Source organism: Synechococcus sp. 8F6, from assembly GCF_002252665.1.
Classification (GTDB): Bacteria; Cyanobacteriota; Cyanobacteriia; order PCC-6307; family Cyanobiaceae; genus Cyanobium_A.
Genome location: NZ_NQKZ01000001.1, coordinates 45,526 through 60,312 on the forward strand (window position 1 = coordinate 45,526; position 14,787 = coordinate 60,312).

Annotated in this window: 12 protein-coding genes and 1 pseudogene; 9 read left to right on the forward strand and 4 right to left on the reverse strand. The window is 66.8% G+C overall.

Translation table 11 applies throughout. The features are described from left to right. The first annotated feature begins 7 nt into the window (after positions 1-7). The 4 genes from ureC (at position 8) to CJZ78_RS00285 (ending at position 5,106) form a co-directional block, all read left to right on the forward strand. Complete coding sequence (ureC, locus tag CJZ78_RS00270; RefSeq protein WP_094558906.1) at positions 8-1,720, forward strand: urease subunit alpha; 1,713 nt, start codon at positions 8-10, stop codon at positions 1,718-1,720. 91 nt (positions 1,721-1,811) lie between these two features. Then, positions 1,812-3,263, forward strand: a complete 1,452-nt coding sequence (locus CJZ78_RS00275; RefSeq protein ID WP_094558907.1) for a circularly permuted type 2 ATP-grasp protein — start codon at positions 1,812-1,814, stop codon at positions 3,261-3,263. Beyond that, entirely contained in the window at positions 3,257-4,216 is a 960-nt protein-coding gene (locus tag CJZ78_RS00280; protein ID WP_094558908.1) for an alpha-E domain-containing protein, read from the forward strand. The genes CJZ78_RS00275 and CJZ78_RS00280 overlap by 7 nt, the downstream gene beginning before the upstream one ends. Next, positions 4,201-5,106 (forward strand): transglutaminase family protein, encoded by a 906-nt coding sequence (locus CJZ78_RS00285; RefSeq protein WP_094558909.1) that lies wholly within the window; start codon positions 4,201-4,203, stop codon positions 5,104-5,106. The genes CJZ78_RS00280 and CJZ78_RS00285 overlap by 16 nt, the downstream gene beginning before the upstream one ends. On the opposite strand, the gene CJZ78_RS00290 is transcribed toward CJZ78_RS00285, so the two are convergent. From CJZ78_RS00290 to CJZ78_RS00305, 4 genes are all read right to left on the reverse strand, one after another. Beyond that, positions 5,063-5,539, reverse strand: a complete 477-nt coding sequence (locus CJZ78_RS00290; protein ID WP_094559194.1) for a redox protein — start codon at positions 5,537-5,539, stop codon at positions 5,063-5,065. The two genes, CJZ78_RS00285 and CJZ78_RS00290, sit on opposite strands and share 44 nt — an antisense overlap. A gap of 160 nt (positions 5,540-5,699) precedes the next feature. Then, complete coding sequence (gene cobA, locus CJZ78_RS00295; RefSeq protein WP_094558910.1) at positions 5,700-6,488, reverse strand: uroporphyrinogen-III C-methyltransferase; 789 nt, start codon at positions 6,486-6,488, stop codon at positions 5,700-5,702. Continuing rightward, positions 6,485-7,849 carry a CbiX/SirB N-terminal domain-containing protein gene (locus CJZ78_RS14745; RefSeq protein ID WP_094558911.1) on the reverse strand — a complete coding sequence of 455 codons (1,365 nt, stop codon included), beginning with the start codon at positions 7,847-7,849 and terminating at the stop codon, positions 6,485-6,487. The genes cobA and CJZ78_RS14745 overlap by 4 nt, the downstream gene beginning before the upstream one ends. Positions 7,850-7,927: 78 nt before the next feature. Next, positions 7,928-9,475, reverse strand: coding sequence for a ferredoxin--nitrite reductase (locus CJZ78_RS00305; protein ID WP_094558912.1), 1,548 nt, complete (start codon positions 9,473-9,475; stop codon positions 7,928-7,930). Between the two features lie 249 nt (positions 9,476-9,724). Between CJZ78_RS00305 and CJZ78_RS00310 the strand changes: the two genes are divergently transcribed. The 5 genes and pseudogenes from CJZ78_RS00310 (at position 9,725) to CJZ78_RS00330 (ending at position 14,782) form a co-directional block, all read left to right on the forward strand. Continuing rightward, complete coding sequence (locus CJZ78_RS00310; protein WP_233128404.1) at positions 9,725-10,765, forward strand: anthranilate phosphoribosyltransferase; 1,041 nt, start codon at positions 9,725-9,727, stop codon at positions 10,763-10,765. A gap of 162 nt (positions 10,766-10,927) precedes the next feature. Next, positions 10,928-12,244, forward strand: a complete 1,317-nt coding sequence (locus CJZ78_RS00315) for a CmpA/NrtA family ABC transporter substrate-binding protein (protein ID WP_094558914.1) — start codon at positions 10,928-10,930, stop codon at positions 12,242-12,244. A gap of 66 nt (positions 12,245-12,310) precedes the next feature. Next, positions 12,311-13,141, forward strand: a complete 831-nt coding sequence (gene ntrB / locus CJZ78_RS00320; RefSeq protein ID WP_094558915.1) for a nitrate ABC transporter permease — start codon at positions 12,311-12,313, stop codon at positions 13,139-13,141. Between the two features lies 1 nt (position 13,142). Beyond that, positions 13,143-13,943 (forward strand): annotated as a pseudogene (locus tag CJZ78_RS00325) (nitrate ABC transporter ATP-binding protein); the annotation flags it as partial. Positions 13,944-13,948: 5 nt separating this feature from the next. Continuing rightward, complete coding sequence (locus CJZ78_RS00330; RefSeq protein WP_094558917.1) at positions 13,949-14,782, forward strand: ABC transporter ATP-binding protein; 834 nt, start codon at positions 13,949-13,951, stop codon at positions 14,780-14,782. Positions 14,783-14,787: the final 5 nt, after the last annotated feature.

The window sequence follows — 14,787 nt, forward strand, 5'->3', positions numbered from 1 at the left end:
CCAACCCATGGCCTACCGCATCTCCCGCCGCGCCTACGCCGAGACCTACGGCCCCACCACCGGCGATCGGCTGCGGCTGGCCGACACCGAGCTGATCCTGGAGGTGGAGCAGGACTTCACCGTTTACGGCGATGAGGTGAAATTCGGCGGCGGCAAGGTGATCCGCGACGGCATGGGCCAGGCCCAAACCACCCGAGCCGAAGGTGCCGTGGACACGGTGATCACCAACGCCCTGATCCTGGATTGGTGGGGGATCGTGAAGGCCGACATCGGCATCCGTGACGGCCGCATCTGCGCCATCGGCAAGGCCGGCAACCCCGACACCCAGGCCGGCGTGACCATCGTGGTGGGCCCCGGCACCGAGGCGATCGCCGGCGAGGGCCACATCCTCACCGCCGGCTCGATCGACAGCCACATCCACTTCATCTGCCCCCAGCAGATCGAAACGGCCCTGGCCAGTGGCGTCACCACCCTGCTGGGCGGCGGCACGGGCCCGGCCACCGGCACCAACGCCACCACCTGCACCCCCGGCGCCTTCCACCTGGCCCGCATGCTGCAGGCCGCCGAGGGGCTGCCGGTGAACCTGGGCTTCTACGGCAAGGGCAACGCCTCCACCCCCGAGGCGCTCGAGGAGCAGGTGCGGGCTGGCGCCTGCGGCCTCAAGCTGCATGAAGACTGGGGCACCACCCCGGCGGCGATCGACTGCTGCCTCACGGTGGCCGACCAGCTCGACGTGCAGGTGTGCATCCACTCCGACACCCTCAACGAGGCGGGTTTCGTGGAGGACACCATCCGGGCCATCGGCGGCCGCACCATCCACACCTTCCACACCGAAGGAGCCGGCGGCGGCCACGCCCCCGACATCATCAAGATCTGCGGCGAGGCCAACGTGTTGCCCAGCAGCACCAACCCCACCCGGCCCTACACGGTGAACACCCTCGAGGAGCACCTCGACATGCTGATGGTGTGTCACCACCTGGATCCCAAGATCCCGGAGGATGTGGCCTTCGCCGAGTCGCGCATCCGCCGCGAAACGATCGCCGCCGAAGACATCCTCCACGACCTGGGCGCCTTCTCGATCATCGCCAGCGACTCCCAGGCCATGGGCAGGGTGGGCGAGGTGATCACCCGCACCTTCCAGACCGCCCACAAGATGAAGGTGCAGCGGGGGCCGCTGCCGGAAGACAGCTCACGCAACGACAACACCCGGCTCAAGCGCTACATCGCCAAAACCACGATCAATCCGGCGATCGCCCACGGGCTCGACTCCCAGATCGGCTCGGTGGAGGTGGGCAAGCTGGCCGATCTGGTGCTGTGGAAGCCGGGCTTCTTCGGGGTAAAACCGGAGCTGGTGATCAAGGGCGGCTCAATCGTGTGGGCCCAGATGGGTGATGCCAACGCCTCGATTCCCACCCCCGGACCGGTGCACGGCCGGCCGATGTTCGCCGCCTTTGGCGCGGCCCTAGCCCCCAGCTGCCTCACCTTCTTGAGCCAAGCGGCCCTCGATGCCGATGTGCCCCGCCAGCTGGGCCTGAAGCGGCCCTGCGTGCCGGTGGTGAACACCCGGAGCGGCATCGGCAAGGCCGCGATGAGGAACAACACTGCCCTGCCCAAAGTGGAGGTGGACCCCCAGACCTACGAGGTATTCGCCGACGGCCAACTGCTCACCTGCGAGCCCGCCGAGGTGCTGCCGATGGCCCAGCGCTACTTTCTTTTGTAGCGAGATCTGCTGTTGCTGATCTTTCGTAGCAACCCACACCGGCACTGACCCCCACGGCTGGACATGATCCCGCCACGCCCAGTGGTCCGGCATGTTTACCGAATACAAACCCAGTGGGGGCTACGACGAATACTTCAGCGCCGTCGATGTGCCGCGCAGCGCCCTGAGCCCCCTGCTGTCCTCCCTGGGCCAACTGGGCCTCGATGAACTCAACCGCAACCACGCCGCGGCCGGCGTGCTGCTGCGGCGCCTGGGGGCCACCTTTCGCCTCAACGGCTCCGGCAGCCATGTTGGTGAGCGCATCCTTCCCTTCGACCCCCTGCCCCGCCTGATCAGCAGCGGCGACTGGCGGACCCTGGAGCGAGGCCTGTTTCAGCGCCTCGAGGCCATTGACCTCTTCTTGGCCGACGTCTACGGGCCCCAGCGGATCCTGGGCGACGGCGTGATTCCCCGCGAAGACGTCGAAAGCTCCCAGGGCTGGCGCCCCCAGCTGCAGGGATTCGAGCCGCCCCTGGGCCGCTGGTGCCACATCTCCGGCCTGGATCTGGTGCGCGACGGCCAGGGCACCTGGCGCGTGCTGGAAGACAACCTGCGCTGTCCCTCAGGCGTGGCCTACTTCCTGGAAAACCGGCGGGTGATGAAGCGGATGTTCCCGAGCCTGTTCTCAGGGCGCACGGTGCAACCGATCGACGACTACCCCTCCCACCTGCTGCAGACCCTGCGGGAGCTCGCCCCCTGGACCGACACCCCCAAGGTGGTGCTGCTCACCCCCGGGGTGTTCAACAGCGCCTATTTCGAGCACAGCTACCTGGCCCAACAGATGGGCATCCAGCTGGTGGAAGGGCGCGATCTGGTGTGCCAAGACGACCGGGTGTGGATGCGCAGCACTGCCGGCCTCGAACCGGTGGATGTGATCTACCGGCGCATCGACGACGACTTCCTCGATCCAGCGGTGTTCCGCAGCGATTCGATGCTGGGAGTGCGCGGCCTGATGTCGGCCTACCGGGCCGGCCGGGTGGCGATCGCCAATGCGCCCGGCACCGGCGTCGCCGACGACAAGCTGATCTACGCCTACGTGCCGGAGATGATCCGCTACTACCTGGGCGAAGAACCGATCATCGAAAACGTGCCCACCTATCTCTGCTCCCGGGAGGACGACCGCACCTATGTGCTGGCCCACCTGGGTGAGCTGGTGGTGAAGGCGGTGGCCGAGGCCGGCGGCTACGGCATGTTGATTGGCCCCCATGCCAGTGGCGAGGAGATCGCTGAATTCGCCGCCAAGATCCAGGCCGATCCCCGCAATTACATCGCCCAGCCCACCCTGGAGCTCTCCACCGTTCCGTCGTTGAGCGAGGGCGAACTGTTCCCCTGCCACGTCGATCTGCGGCCCTACGTGCTGCGCGGCAAGGGGGCCTGGGTCAGCCCCGGCGGCCTCACCCGCGTGGCCCTGCGCCGGGGTTCGCTGGTGGTGAACTCCTCCCAGGGGGGCGGTTGCAAGGACACCTGGATCGTCAGCGAGAACGAGGAGGCCTTGCCATGCTGAGCCGCGTTGCCGATTCGCTCTACTGGATCAACCGCTACGTGGAGCGAGCCGAAAACATCTCGCGCTTTGTGGAGGTGAGCGAAGCCATGGCACTCGACTGCCCGCCCGGCAGTGCCGAGCCCTGGTTGCCCTTGGTGGATGCCAGTGGCGAACGGGAGCTGTTTGATCGCCTCTATCCAACCGGTGGAGCCGACCAGGTGGTGGAGTTTCTGGTGCGGGCCGAGGACAACCCCAACAGCGTGGTGAACTGCATCGCCATCGCCCGGGAAAACGCCCGTCAGATCCGCGAGGTGATCACCACCGAAATGTGGGAGCAACTCAACGACATCTATTGGACCCTGCTCGACAACGAGGGCTTCTGGAAGCAGCCGCCCCAGGAGCAGCTGCGCGACATCCGCCGCGCTTGCCAACTCTTCTATGGCATCACCGATGCCACCCTCAGCCGCGACCTCTCCTGGCAGTTCAGCCGGCTGGGACGGGTGCTGGAGCGGGCTGAAAAAACGACCCGCATCCTCGATGTGAAGTACTTCCTGCTGCTGCCCTCCCCCGATGAGGTGGGTGGCGTGCTGGATGAACTGCAGTGGATCTCCCTGCTGCGCAGCGCCGGGGCTTATCAGATGTTCCGCCAGTCGCGCCAGCAGGCGATCGAACCCAAAGCGGTGGCGTCCTTTCTGCTGCTCGACCCGATCTTCCCGCGGTCGGTGCGCTACTGCCTCGAGCGCATCAACGAAGCCCTCAAGATCGTGCGCGGCCAAGCAGTGCCTGGGGCTCCGGATGATCTGGAATGCCTCAGTGGGCTGACCCTGGCCCGCTGGAGCTACACCTCCATCGACGAGCTGATCGCCGGAGGACTGCATGAATCGATTGACGCCCTGCAGAGCGACCTCAACCGACTCCATGATCTGATCGAGCAGCGCTACTTCATCGCCGAGCCCGCATGCGTGCCCGCGTAATCCACACCTTCACCTACCGGTACAGCGCACCCGTGCTGCTGGGACCACACCGCTTCTGCCTGAAGCCCAGGGGCCATGGATTCCAGCGACTGTTGGATTTCCAGCTGGCCATCAGCCCGGAGCCGGGGCGGCTCTATCCCCTAGTGGCGGCCAGTGGTGATGAGATTTTGCGGGCCCGCTTCAGTGGTGCTGCAGACGCCTTCACCGTGCGGGCCAGCAGCCTGGTGGACACCGAAACAGCGCCGCTGCTGCAGGCCTGCCTGGAAGACAACGAGCCGCTGCTGCCCTATCCGGTGGGCCATCTGAACGGCGACCTGGCCGGCAGCCTCGAGGGCTGGCTACCCAATGGCCAGCACGATCCCGCGGCGGTGGACGTGGCCCAGGAAGCCCTGATGGGGAGCGATCAGCGGGCCTTGATGTTTCTGCAGCAGCTGGTGGAAATGATCCAAGACCGGGTCAAATACACCCAGCGCCACGTGGGCCCCGCCTGGCCTGCCGGGCGCACCCTCAAGGAGCGGGTGGGCTCCTGCCGCGACCTGGCCATGCTGATGGTGGAATCCTGCCGCTGCGTCGGGCTGCCGGCCCGCTTCGTGAGCGGCTACCACCTGGTGGAGCCGAAACCCGAGCGCTACGACCTACACGCCTGGGCGGAGGTGTACCTGCCCGGCGCCGGCTGGCGGGGCTACGACCCCAGCGGCATAGGTGTGATTGACGATCGCTACATCACCCTGGCCACCTCCTCGAAACCCGAACTCACGGCCGCCATCACGGGCAGCTTCTCCGGCCCCGCCGGCGTTGAAAGCGCCCTGGAGTGGAGCATTGACGCGGAGATCGAGGAGCCGGCGCTTACCAGCTCACTCCATGCAACTTCGGCAGGGGTGCCGTCTTGAAGGTGGTGGCAAACAGCCGGGGAATGCGACGGCTGTTGTAAACGCGGAATTCGCGCAGCACCGATGCACCCTCCTCGCGCACGGCCTGGTTGAGCACCACCGAGCCATCGTGATCGGACACCGAGCGATGGAAGGTGCCGGGGGGAATGCGCAGGATGTCGCCACCGGTCTCGAGGCGCACGATGTGGAAGGGATAGTTCCAGCCGAAATTCACCAGATAAAAGGTGCGCCCGCCATGCAGGGCCAGCAGGTTGTCCTCCTGGTGGGGATGCAGATAGAACTGCCAGGCACCGGTCTTCTCCTCATCGGGGGGGCTAACCGCCGGACCGGAGTGGATCACCAGATCGCGGGCATTCGAGCTGGCAACGGTGATGTCGAAAAAGCGAACAGCCGGGGTATCGCGAAACTTCTCATAGGGGACCAGCTCAAACATCGGCGCCGTCTTGGGGGTGGCGGACATGGGAAGAGGCGCCGTCCAACCGGCACCAAGGCAATGGCTCAATGAACCGCACCACCCCTGTCCCGGCCGTTGCATCGACTACCCAATCCCTGCTCCCACAGGCCAGTTCCCTGGCTGGTTGCGCGTGGCTGGCTCAGAAGGGGATCGGCATCTCCACCGCCGCCGGCTCGGGAGCACAGGACGCCACCCGTTGATTCACCACTTCCCCGATCACCACGATCGAGGGGGAGGCCAACTCCGCGCGGCACACCTCAGCCGCCAGCTGGGCCAACTCGGCAATCACCCAGCGCTGGCCGCGCACCGTGCCCTGTTGCACCGCAGCAGCAGGCGTCGACGGATCGAGGCCCCCGGCGATCAACTCTTCGCAGATGTGGGGCAGGTTGTGCAGCCCCATGTAGATCACCAGGCCGTCGCTGCTGCGGGCCAGGCCGCGCCAGTCGACGCCGGGCCGGGCCTTGTCGATCTCCTCATGGCCGGTCACAAACGTGACGGAGCTGCCGGCCCGCCGGTGGGTCACCGGAATGCCCACATAGGCCGGAGCAGCGATGCCCGCAGTCACCCCCGGCACCACCTCCACGGGCATCCCCTGGCGCTCCAGGTGGGCGGCTTCCTCACCGCCGCGGCCAAACAAAAACGGATCGCCGCCCTTGAGGCGCACCACGCAGCGGCACCGGCCCGCCAGCTCCACCAGCACCGCATTGGTGGAGGGCTGGGGCACCGAGTGGTGGCCGCGGCGCTTGCCCACGAAATGCTTCTCGGCGCTGTCCGGCACCAGGGCCAGCACCTCGCGCGGCACGAGCGAGTCGTACACCAGCGCGTCGCACTGCTGCAGCAGGCGCTGGGCCTTCACCGTGAGCAGATCGGGATCCCCAGGGCCCGCCCCCACCAGATACACCGTGCCCGGCGGGTTGGCGCCGCTCATGGCAGGGCCTCCAGCTCGGCCAGCAGCAGCTGACGAAAGCGAGCGCGCTGCAACAACGGCGGACCCACCAGGGAGGCGAGGCTGTCGGTCAGCCGGTTGGCGGCCAGGGCCAGGGGCAGCAGGGGCGGCGGTGCTGGAGCGCCGGCGATCGGGGCTGGGATCAGGCTGCTCAGGAGACCCTCGCCACTGGGGTCACTGTATGAAGCGGGCACGCAGCGGGCGCCGGTGCACGCCTCCAGATGGGCGAGGAAACGCCGGGCCAGAGGGCCCTCCAGGGGATGGTGCAGCAGCAGGGGCTGGGGGGGCGGCTGAGCGGGTGGCTGGGCCGCTCGCTCGCACAGCTCCGCCATCTCGGCGGCCAGGGCGCGTTGCCAGGCGGGCCAGGCGCCTAAGAAAGGCAGCCGCCGCACGGGGCCCTGCAGCCGCCAATGGGCGGCAATGGCGGGAATGTCGTGGCGCACATGGCCGCCTGGCAGGAGCATCAGGGGCACCAGGGTGAGCGGCAACGCGCTGGCCTCGCCCACAGCAGCAGGTCGCCCGGGGGGCTCGCCGGTGAGGGCCTGTAGCAACACCGGCGCTCGCCGACGCCGCTCCAGCTCAGCCGCCAGCTCCAGCAGCTCCGGAGGCACCACCCCGCCGGCGCGGCCGTGCACCACCAGCAGCAGGGAGCTGGCCAGGGCCTGGGGGAGGGACAGAGCCGCCAGCCGCCGCTGACGCCGCTGCTCCACCGCAGCATCCAGGGGCACACCTGCCAGGGCGACCAACTGGGCACGGGCCGCGGGCAAACGGGCCAGCAAATCGACGGCTGCAGCGGCGAGCGACGAATCGTGGTCGGTGGCGAGGCGGCGCAGCCAGTTGGCCAGGGCGGCCTGCGGCCAGGCACTGAGGCCAACGGCCAACCCCTCCAGGGCCGCGCGCCGCACCGCACCGGGCTGCGGAGCCAAGGCCCAACGGGCCAAGAGCGCCCCGTCCTGGGGCTGGCGCTGGAAGCCCAGCAACGGCAACAGGCAAGCGCTCATCTCAGGGGCTCCAGACTGGTCTGGACTGGCCAGGCGATCCCGCAGCCAGGCCGCCAGCAAAGGATCGCGAACCCCGCCGATCAGGGCTGGCCAGCGGGGATCAGGGCTGGGTAGCTGCCACCACCAACGCAGCAGGCGCAGGGCCGATGGCCCATCTAGGCGTTCTGCCAGCACCGTGAGGACGTCAACATCGACGGCAACGGAGCCAGCCTCAATCGCGGCCACCCAGCCAGCGGCTTGCCACCCGGACGTCCGGCGCCAGCGCTGCAGCTCCGGCAAGCGATCCGGATGGCCGCAAGGTGGCAACCGCAACGGCGCATCGGCGTGGTTCAAACGATGCATACCGCCGGGTCGGGAAAGCTTGGCAAAATGGCGAGGCTGCGGTGCTGGATCTGGCCCCGGAGAGGTTGGATCAACAATTCACGCTGGCATTGGCCGGCGGCGGGCGCCGAAGCGCTCCACCAGCAACTGCTCCAGCACATCCGGCAGGTCGCTGAGCGGCACGCCCTTGTCGTGCAGCTCGGCCAGCTTCGGCTCGGCATCCATCGAGCCGCCCAGAAAAATCTTGGCGGCCTCCACCATCTCGCCGTCCTTGCGGGCCTTGGCACCCATCAGACCGATCTGGCCCATGTAGGGCTGGCCGCAGGCGTTGGGGCAGCCGGTCCAGTGCATGCGCACCGCATGGGGCAGCTCGACGCGCTGCTCCAGCTCCTCCAGCACCGCCTGGGCCGCGCCCTTGGTGGGGATCAGAGCGAAGCTGCAGTAGGCGTTGCCGGTGCAGCTCACCGCCTCGGCCTGCAGGGGCGAGGGATCGGGGCGGAAGCGCTGCAGCAGCGGTTCGGCCAGCAGGGCCTCGAGACGCTCGGCCGGCACATTCACAATCAGGGCGTTCTGGGCCTCGGTGAGCCGCAGCTCGCCGCTGCCATAGATGCGGGCCAGCCGGGCCAGCTCCACCATCCCCTCGGCATCCAGGCGCCCCATCGGCACATGCAGCCCCGCCCAGTGCAGGCCCTGCTGCTTTTGAGATTGCACACCCAGGCCATCGCGGGGCGCCCGGGTCACCAGATGGCTGCCGTCGTGGGCGGCAGCGGTGGCGGGATCGCCGCCTAACTCCGCCCAGGTGCTGAGCACCGCCTGGCGATAGCTCTCCACACCCAGCTGGTCGATCAGATACATCAACCGGCTCTTGTTGCGCTGCTGGCGATTGCCGGAGCGCTCGTAGTGGCGCAGCACCGCCAGGGTGAAGCCGGGTAGCTGCTCGGCCGGCAGCCACAGCCCCAGCGGGATCGCCAGTTCGTTGCGCTGGGCCGAGAAGAAACCGCCCACCATCACCGTGAAGCCCAGCGCGCCGTTGTGGTGGGCCGGCAGGAAGGCCAGGTCGTTGTGGAGCAGAAAGCTGTCGGGGGCGCCGCCGACGGCCACGTTGAACTTGCGGGGCAGGTTGCGCGGGCCGGCCGGACCCAGCAGCGCCGCCTGGATGGCGTCCACCAGGGGCCGGGTGTCGACGATTTCCTCAGGATCGATGCCGGCCAGGGGATTGCCGGTGACGTTGCGCGGGTTGTCGTGGCCCGACTGGCGGCTGGTCAGTCCCACCCCCTCCAGCGCCGCCATCAAGGGCGCCATGTCTTCGAGCAGCAAGCCCCGCAGCTGGATGTTCTGGCGGGTGGTGAGGTCGGCACTGCCGTGCTCGCCGCAGCGGTCGATCACATCGGCCAGCACCGCCAGCTGCTCGGCGCTGATCACGCCATTGGGCAGGCGCAGCCGCACCATAAAGCGCCCAGGGGTCACCGGCCGGAAGAAGATGCCCAGCCACTTCAGCCGGATCGTGAGGGTGGCCTCGTCCAGGGCTTCCCAGCCCTGGCGGCCCAGCTCCTCCAATCGGGGCGCCAACTCGAGGCCGCAGAGATCGGCTTTGGCCTGCTCCACCTTGCTGAGCACAGGCGGGGAAGAAACAGAAACGCTGGTCATTGGCGGCAGCGGGGGCGCAAAGGAACGTCGGACGTCCCAAGCAGGCCGGGAAGGGCCTGTGGGACCCGAGCAAGCGCCGATGAGAGCTACGCCGTCGGGAACAAAAACAGGGAAGTGGCACCCATGGCGGCGGCGCAGACTTCCGTGCTGGATGATTTCCTTGCTGAAAATCAACGAGATTGTGCGCTGAGGCGCCCGCTGTCCGTGTCGCAACCGCTACCGAACATCAGCAGCCGCCGAGACCAACAGCTGCAGGCCCTCGGAGGGGCTCGGGCCCAGTTCCGCGAGCTGATCGGCAAGGTGGGCAGTGGCGAACACACCAGCACCGGACTCAGCCGGGACGAGGCCCGCATCGCCACAGACCTGATGCTCCAAGGCAAGGTGAGCGAAGCCCAGCTGGGTGCCTTTCTGATCGCCCACCGCATCCGCAGGCCGCTGCCCATTGAGCTGGCGGGCATGCTCGATAGCTACAGACAGAACGGCCCGGTGCTGGAAACCCCAGGCAAGCGGGCGCTCAGTTTCGGGGTGCCCTACGACGGCCGCAGCCGCACCGCACCGCTGCTGCCGCTGCTGGCGCTGCTGCTGGCCAGCAGCGGGGTGCCGGTGGTGCTGCATGGCGGTGATCCGATGCCGGTGAAATACGGCGTCACCCTGGCGGAACTGTTTGCAGCGCTCGGCATCACCTGGCGCGGGCTCACACTCACTGCTGTGCAGGAGAGGTTGGATCTGCACAACCTGGCGCTCACCCACCAGCCCGACCACTTCCCGGCGGCCGAACGGCTGGTGCCGGCCCGCGATGAAATCGGCAAGCGTCCGCCGGTGGCCAGCCTGGAACTGCTGTGGACGCCCCACCGGGGCCAGCATCTGCTGGTGAGCGGCTTTGTGCATCCGCCCACCGAGAAGCGGGCCTGGGAAGCACTCGGCGCCGCAGACGAAACCGATGTGCTCACGGTGAAGGGGCTTGAGGGCTCCACCGACCTCCCCTCCAGCCGCGCCGGCATCACCGCCCGGCTGCGCCAGGGAAGCATGGAGAGGCTGTTGCTGCACCCGCGCGACCACGGCCTCCATGGCGACGACGTGGCCTGGGAAAGCCTGGCAACCTGGCAAGCGCAAGCGCTGGCTGCACTTAAAGGTAAGGGGCCCCTGGCCTGGCCACTGCTCTGGAATCTAGGCGCCTACCTCTGGCTCAGCGATCAGATCGACAGCCTGCCCGCAGCCCTCGAGCAGGCCCGCGCCCTGCTGGCAGCCCGCAGTGGCGAGCGCCTCCGGCAGACATTGGCCAATCGGTAGCAACCGCCACTCTCCCCTGGCGGGCCGGCGTGGTGTCTTAGTTGGGTCGGTCAGCTCATGCGCCGACCTGATCTTTTGGCCGGTTCGGTGCGCTTTGTTGTGGAGCCCGACCGGAGTGCAGTTCGCCATCACTCCGGCAGCATCCACGCCGCTCCGCAACACATGTCCAATTTTTCGCGCCGCAAGTTTCTGCTCACTGCCGCTGGCTCGGCGGCCGGTGCCCTCTGGCTCGCCGCCTGTGGCGGCCCTGGCAAGAAACCTGAAATTCAAGCCACCAGCTCGGCCAGCGGCGTTGACGCTCCCGAAGTCCCAGGCGCCACCCTGGGCTTCATCGCCCTCACCGATGCCTCCCCGCTGATCATTGCCTCCGAGAAGGGTTTCTTTGCCAAACACGGCATGCCCGAAGTGAAGGTGGTGAAGCAAACCTCCTGGGCTGGCACCCGCGACAACCTGGAACTTGGCAGTGAACGGGGCGGCATTGACGGCGCTCACATCCTCACACCGATGCCCTACCTGCTCACCACAGGTTCCATCACCAAGAGCCAGAAGCCGTTGCCGATGTATATCTTGGCTCGGCTCAATGTGAATGGCCAAGGCCTCTCACTCTCCAATGAATTCCTGGCCGAGAAGGTCACCATCAAAGACCCGAAGATCAAACAAATTGCCGAGAGGAAAAAAGCCAGCGGCAAACTGCTGAAAGCCGCCATGACTTTCCCAGGTGGAACGCACGATCTATGGATGCGTTACTGGCTGGCAGCCAATGGCGTGAATCCGGCCACCGAAGCCGACCTGGTGGTGGTCCCACCAGCCCAGATGGTGGCCAACATGCAAACCGGCACCATGGACACGTTCTGCGTGGGCGAGCCCTGGAACCAGCGCACCGTAAATCAGAAGCTTGGCTATACAGGAGCCATCACCGGCGAACTCTGGAAAGACCATCCTGAAAAGGCCTTCTCGATGCGCTCCGATTGGGTGGACAAAAACCCCAAGGCGGCAAAGGCCTTGCTGATGGCCGTCCAGGAGGCCCAGATCTGGTGCGAGGACCCTGCCAATCTCGATGAACTCTGCGAGATCACCTCGAGAGACCGCTACTTCAGGTGCAGCGTGGAAGACATCAAGCCCCGACTGGCCGGCAGCTTCGACTACGGAGACGGGCGCAAGGTGGCGAACACTCCGCTGAAAATGCACTTCTGGAGTGACCAAAACTCTCACTCCTTCCCCTACAAGAGCCACGATCTTTGGTTCCTCACCGAGGACATCCGCTGGGGCTATCTGCCCGCAAACACCGACACCAAGGCCTTGATCGACCGTGTGAACCGCTCCGATCTGTGGCGTGAGGCCGCCACCGCCATCGGTCAGGCGCAGGCCATCCCCGCCAGCGATTCCCGCGGCAAGGAAACGTTCTTCGACGGCGTGGTGTTCGATCCGGCAGACCCCAAGGGCTATCTGGCCAGCCTCACCTTCAAAACCTTGAAGTAGATCGCCGGCGCCCATCGCCGGCCCACCCCATCACCCCTTCCAGCTCACGCGTTCCCCTTCCCATTGATGACCACGACGCTCAGCCCAGGACAGCGGCGCAGGCGTTCCGGCCTGCCTGCGCTCAAGCAGGCCCTGCCCTATCTCCTCTGCATCGGCGCCTTTCTACTGGCCTGGCAGATCCTCTCCGCCTTTCTCGGCCAAGCCCGTCTTCCAGGCCCGATCAACGTGATTGCGAACACCTGGGATCCCTACATCAGCCAGCCCTTCTTTGATGAGGGCGGCACCAGCAAGGGCCTGGGCTGGCAGATCCTGATCTCCCTACAACGGGTGGCTGTGGGCTATGGCCTGGCTGCCCTGGTGGGCATCGGCATTGGCGGCTTGCTCGGCCTCAACCGCTTCGCCGGCAAGGGCTTCGATCCGGTGGTGCAGGTGCTGCGCACGGTGCCGCCATTGGCGTGGTTCCCCATTTCGCTGATGGTGTTTCAGGACGCCAACACCTCGGCCATCTTCGTGATCTTCATCACGGCGATCTGGCCGATCATCATCAACACCGCTGTGGGCATCCAAGAGATCCCCCAGGACTACACCAACGTGGCCCGGGTGCTGCGCCTGAGCAAGCGGGCCTACATCCGCAACATCGTGATTCCAGCCACGGTTCCCTACGTGTTCACGGGTCTGCGGATTGCCGTGGGTCTGGCCTGGCTGGCCATCGTGGCCGCCGAGATGCTCAAGGCCGACGGTGGCATCGGCTATTTCATCTGGGATGCCTACAACGCCGGTGGCGAATCAAGCTCCAGCCAAATCATCCTGGCCATTCTCTACGTGGGGGTGGTGGGTCTGCTGCTCGACCGACTGGTGGCCTGGGTGGGCCGCAAGGTGAGCAAGGGGGCCAGCTGAGATGGCCACCGGACTGCTCACGGTTGATGCCGTCACCCAGACCTTCAACCTCGATGACGGCGGCCGATACGTGGCCCTGCAGGATGTGAATCTCGACATCCGCGCCGGCGAGTTTGTCACCCTGATCGGCCACTCCGGCTGCGGCAAGAGCACCCTGCTCAACCTGATGGCTGGCCTCAGCCAGGCCACCGAGGGCGGCATCCTGATGCATGGCCGCCAGGTCGCCGATCCGGGGCCGGAGCGGATGGTGGTGTTCCAGAACTACTCGCTGCTGCCCTGGCTCACGGTGCGCCAGAACATCGCCCTGGCGGTGGACACCGTGTACCCCAAGCTCAACCCAGCCGAGCGGCGGGAGATCGTGGAGCGCAACATCCAGCTGGTGAATCTCACCGCTGCAGCTCAGAAATTCCCAGCCGAACTCTCCGGCGGCATGAAGCAGCGAGTGGCGATCGCCCGGGCCCTGGCGATCCGGCCCACGTTGCTGCTGCTGGATGAACCGTTCGGCGCCCTCGATGCCCTCACCCGCGGCAACCTGCAGCAGCAGCTGATGCAGATCTGCCAGGAGTCGAAGCTCACCGCCGTGATGGTGACCCACGACGTGGATGAAGCCCTGCTGCTCTCCGACCGGGTGGTGTGTCTGCGCAACGGCCCGGCCGCCGGTATCGGCCGGATCGTGGACGTGCCGCTGCCACGCCCCCGCGACCGGCTGGCGGTGATGAACCATCCCGATTACTACCACCTGCGCGCCGAGCTGATCCATTTCCTGCAGGAGCAGCGCCGTCTCAAACAACAAGCCGCCGCCCCCAGATGACCACCACCACCGCTGCCAGCAAAGCCAGCTCCGCCGCCACCAGCCAAGCATTTCTGGAATTCCGGGATGTGGGCCAGGTGTTCCACACCCGCCGCGGCCCCTTCGAGGCCCTGCGTGACATCAACCTGCAGGTGCGCCAGGGGGAATTCCTCTGCGTGATCGGCCATTCCGGCTGCGGCAAGAGCACCCTGCTGAACATGGTGTCGGGCTTCCTGCAGCCCAGCAGCGGGGCCGTGACCCTGGATGGCATCCCGATCGAGCGGCCCGGCCCCGATCGGATGGTGGTGTTCCAGAACTATTCCCTGCTGCCCTGGCTCACCGTGTGGCAGAACGTGGAGATGGCCGTGAAGGCCGCTCGCCCGGAGCTGGATGCCCCCAGCCGGCGCGAGGTGGTGAGCCATCACCTGGAGATGGTGGGACTGATGGAGGCCAGCAGCAAGCGACCAAGCCAGCTTTCCGGCGGCATGCGCCAACGGGTGGCGATCGCCCGAGCCCTGGCCGTGACCCCGGCGGTGCTGGTGCTGGATGAACCCTTCGGGGCGCTGGATGCGATCACCAAAGAAGAGCTGCAGGAAGAGCTGCTGGCGATCTGGCGCGAGCAGAAGCCCACGGTGCTGATGATCACCCACGACATCGATGAGGCGCTGTTCCTTGCTGATCGCATCGTGATGATGACCAACGGGCCCTCAGCCACCATCGGCGAGATCCTGGAAGTGCCCTTCGAGCGGCCCAGGAGCTACGAAGCGATCCAGGACGATCCCCGCTACGGCCAGCTGCGCAACCACGCCCTCGACTTCCTCTACCGCCGCTTCGCCCACGAGTTGGACTGAGGCAG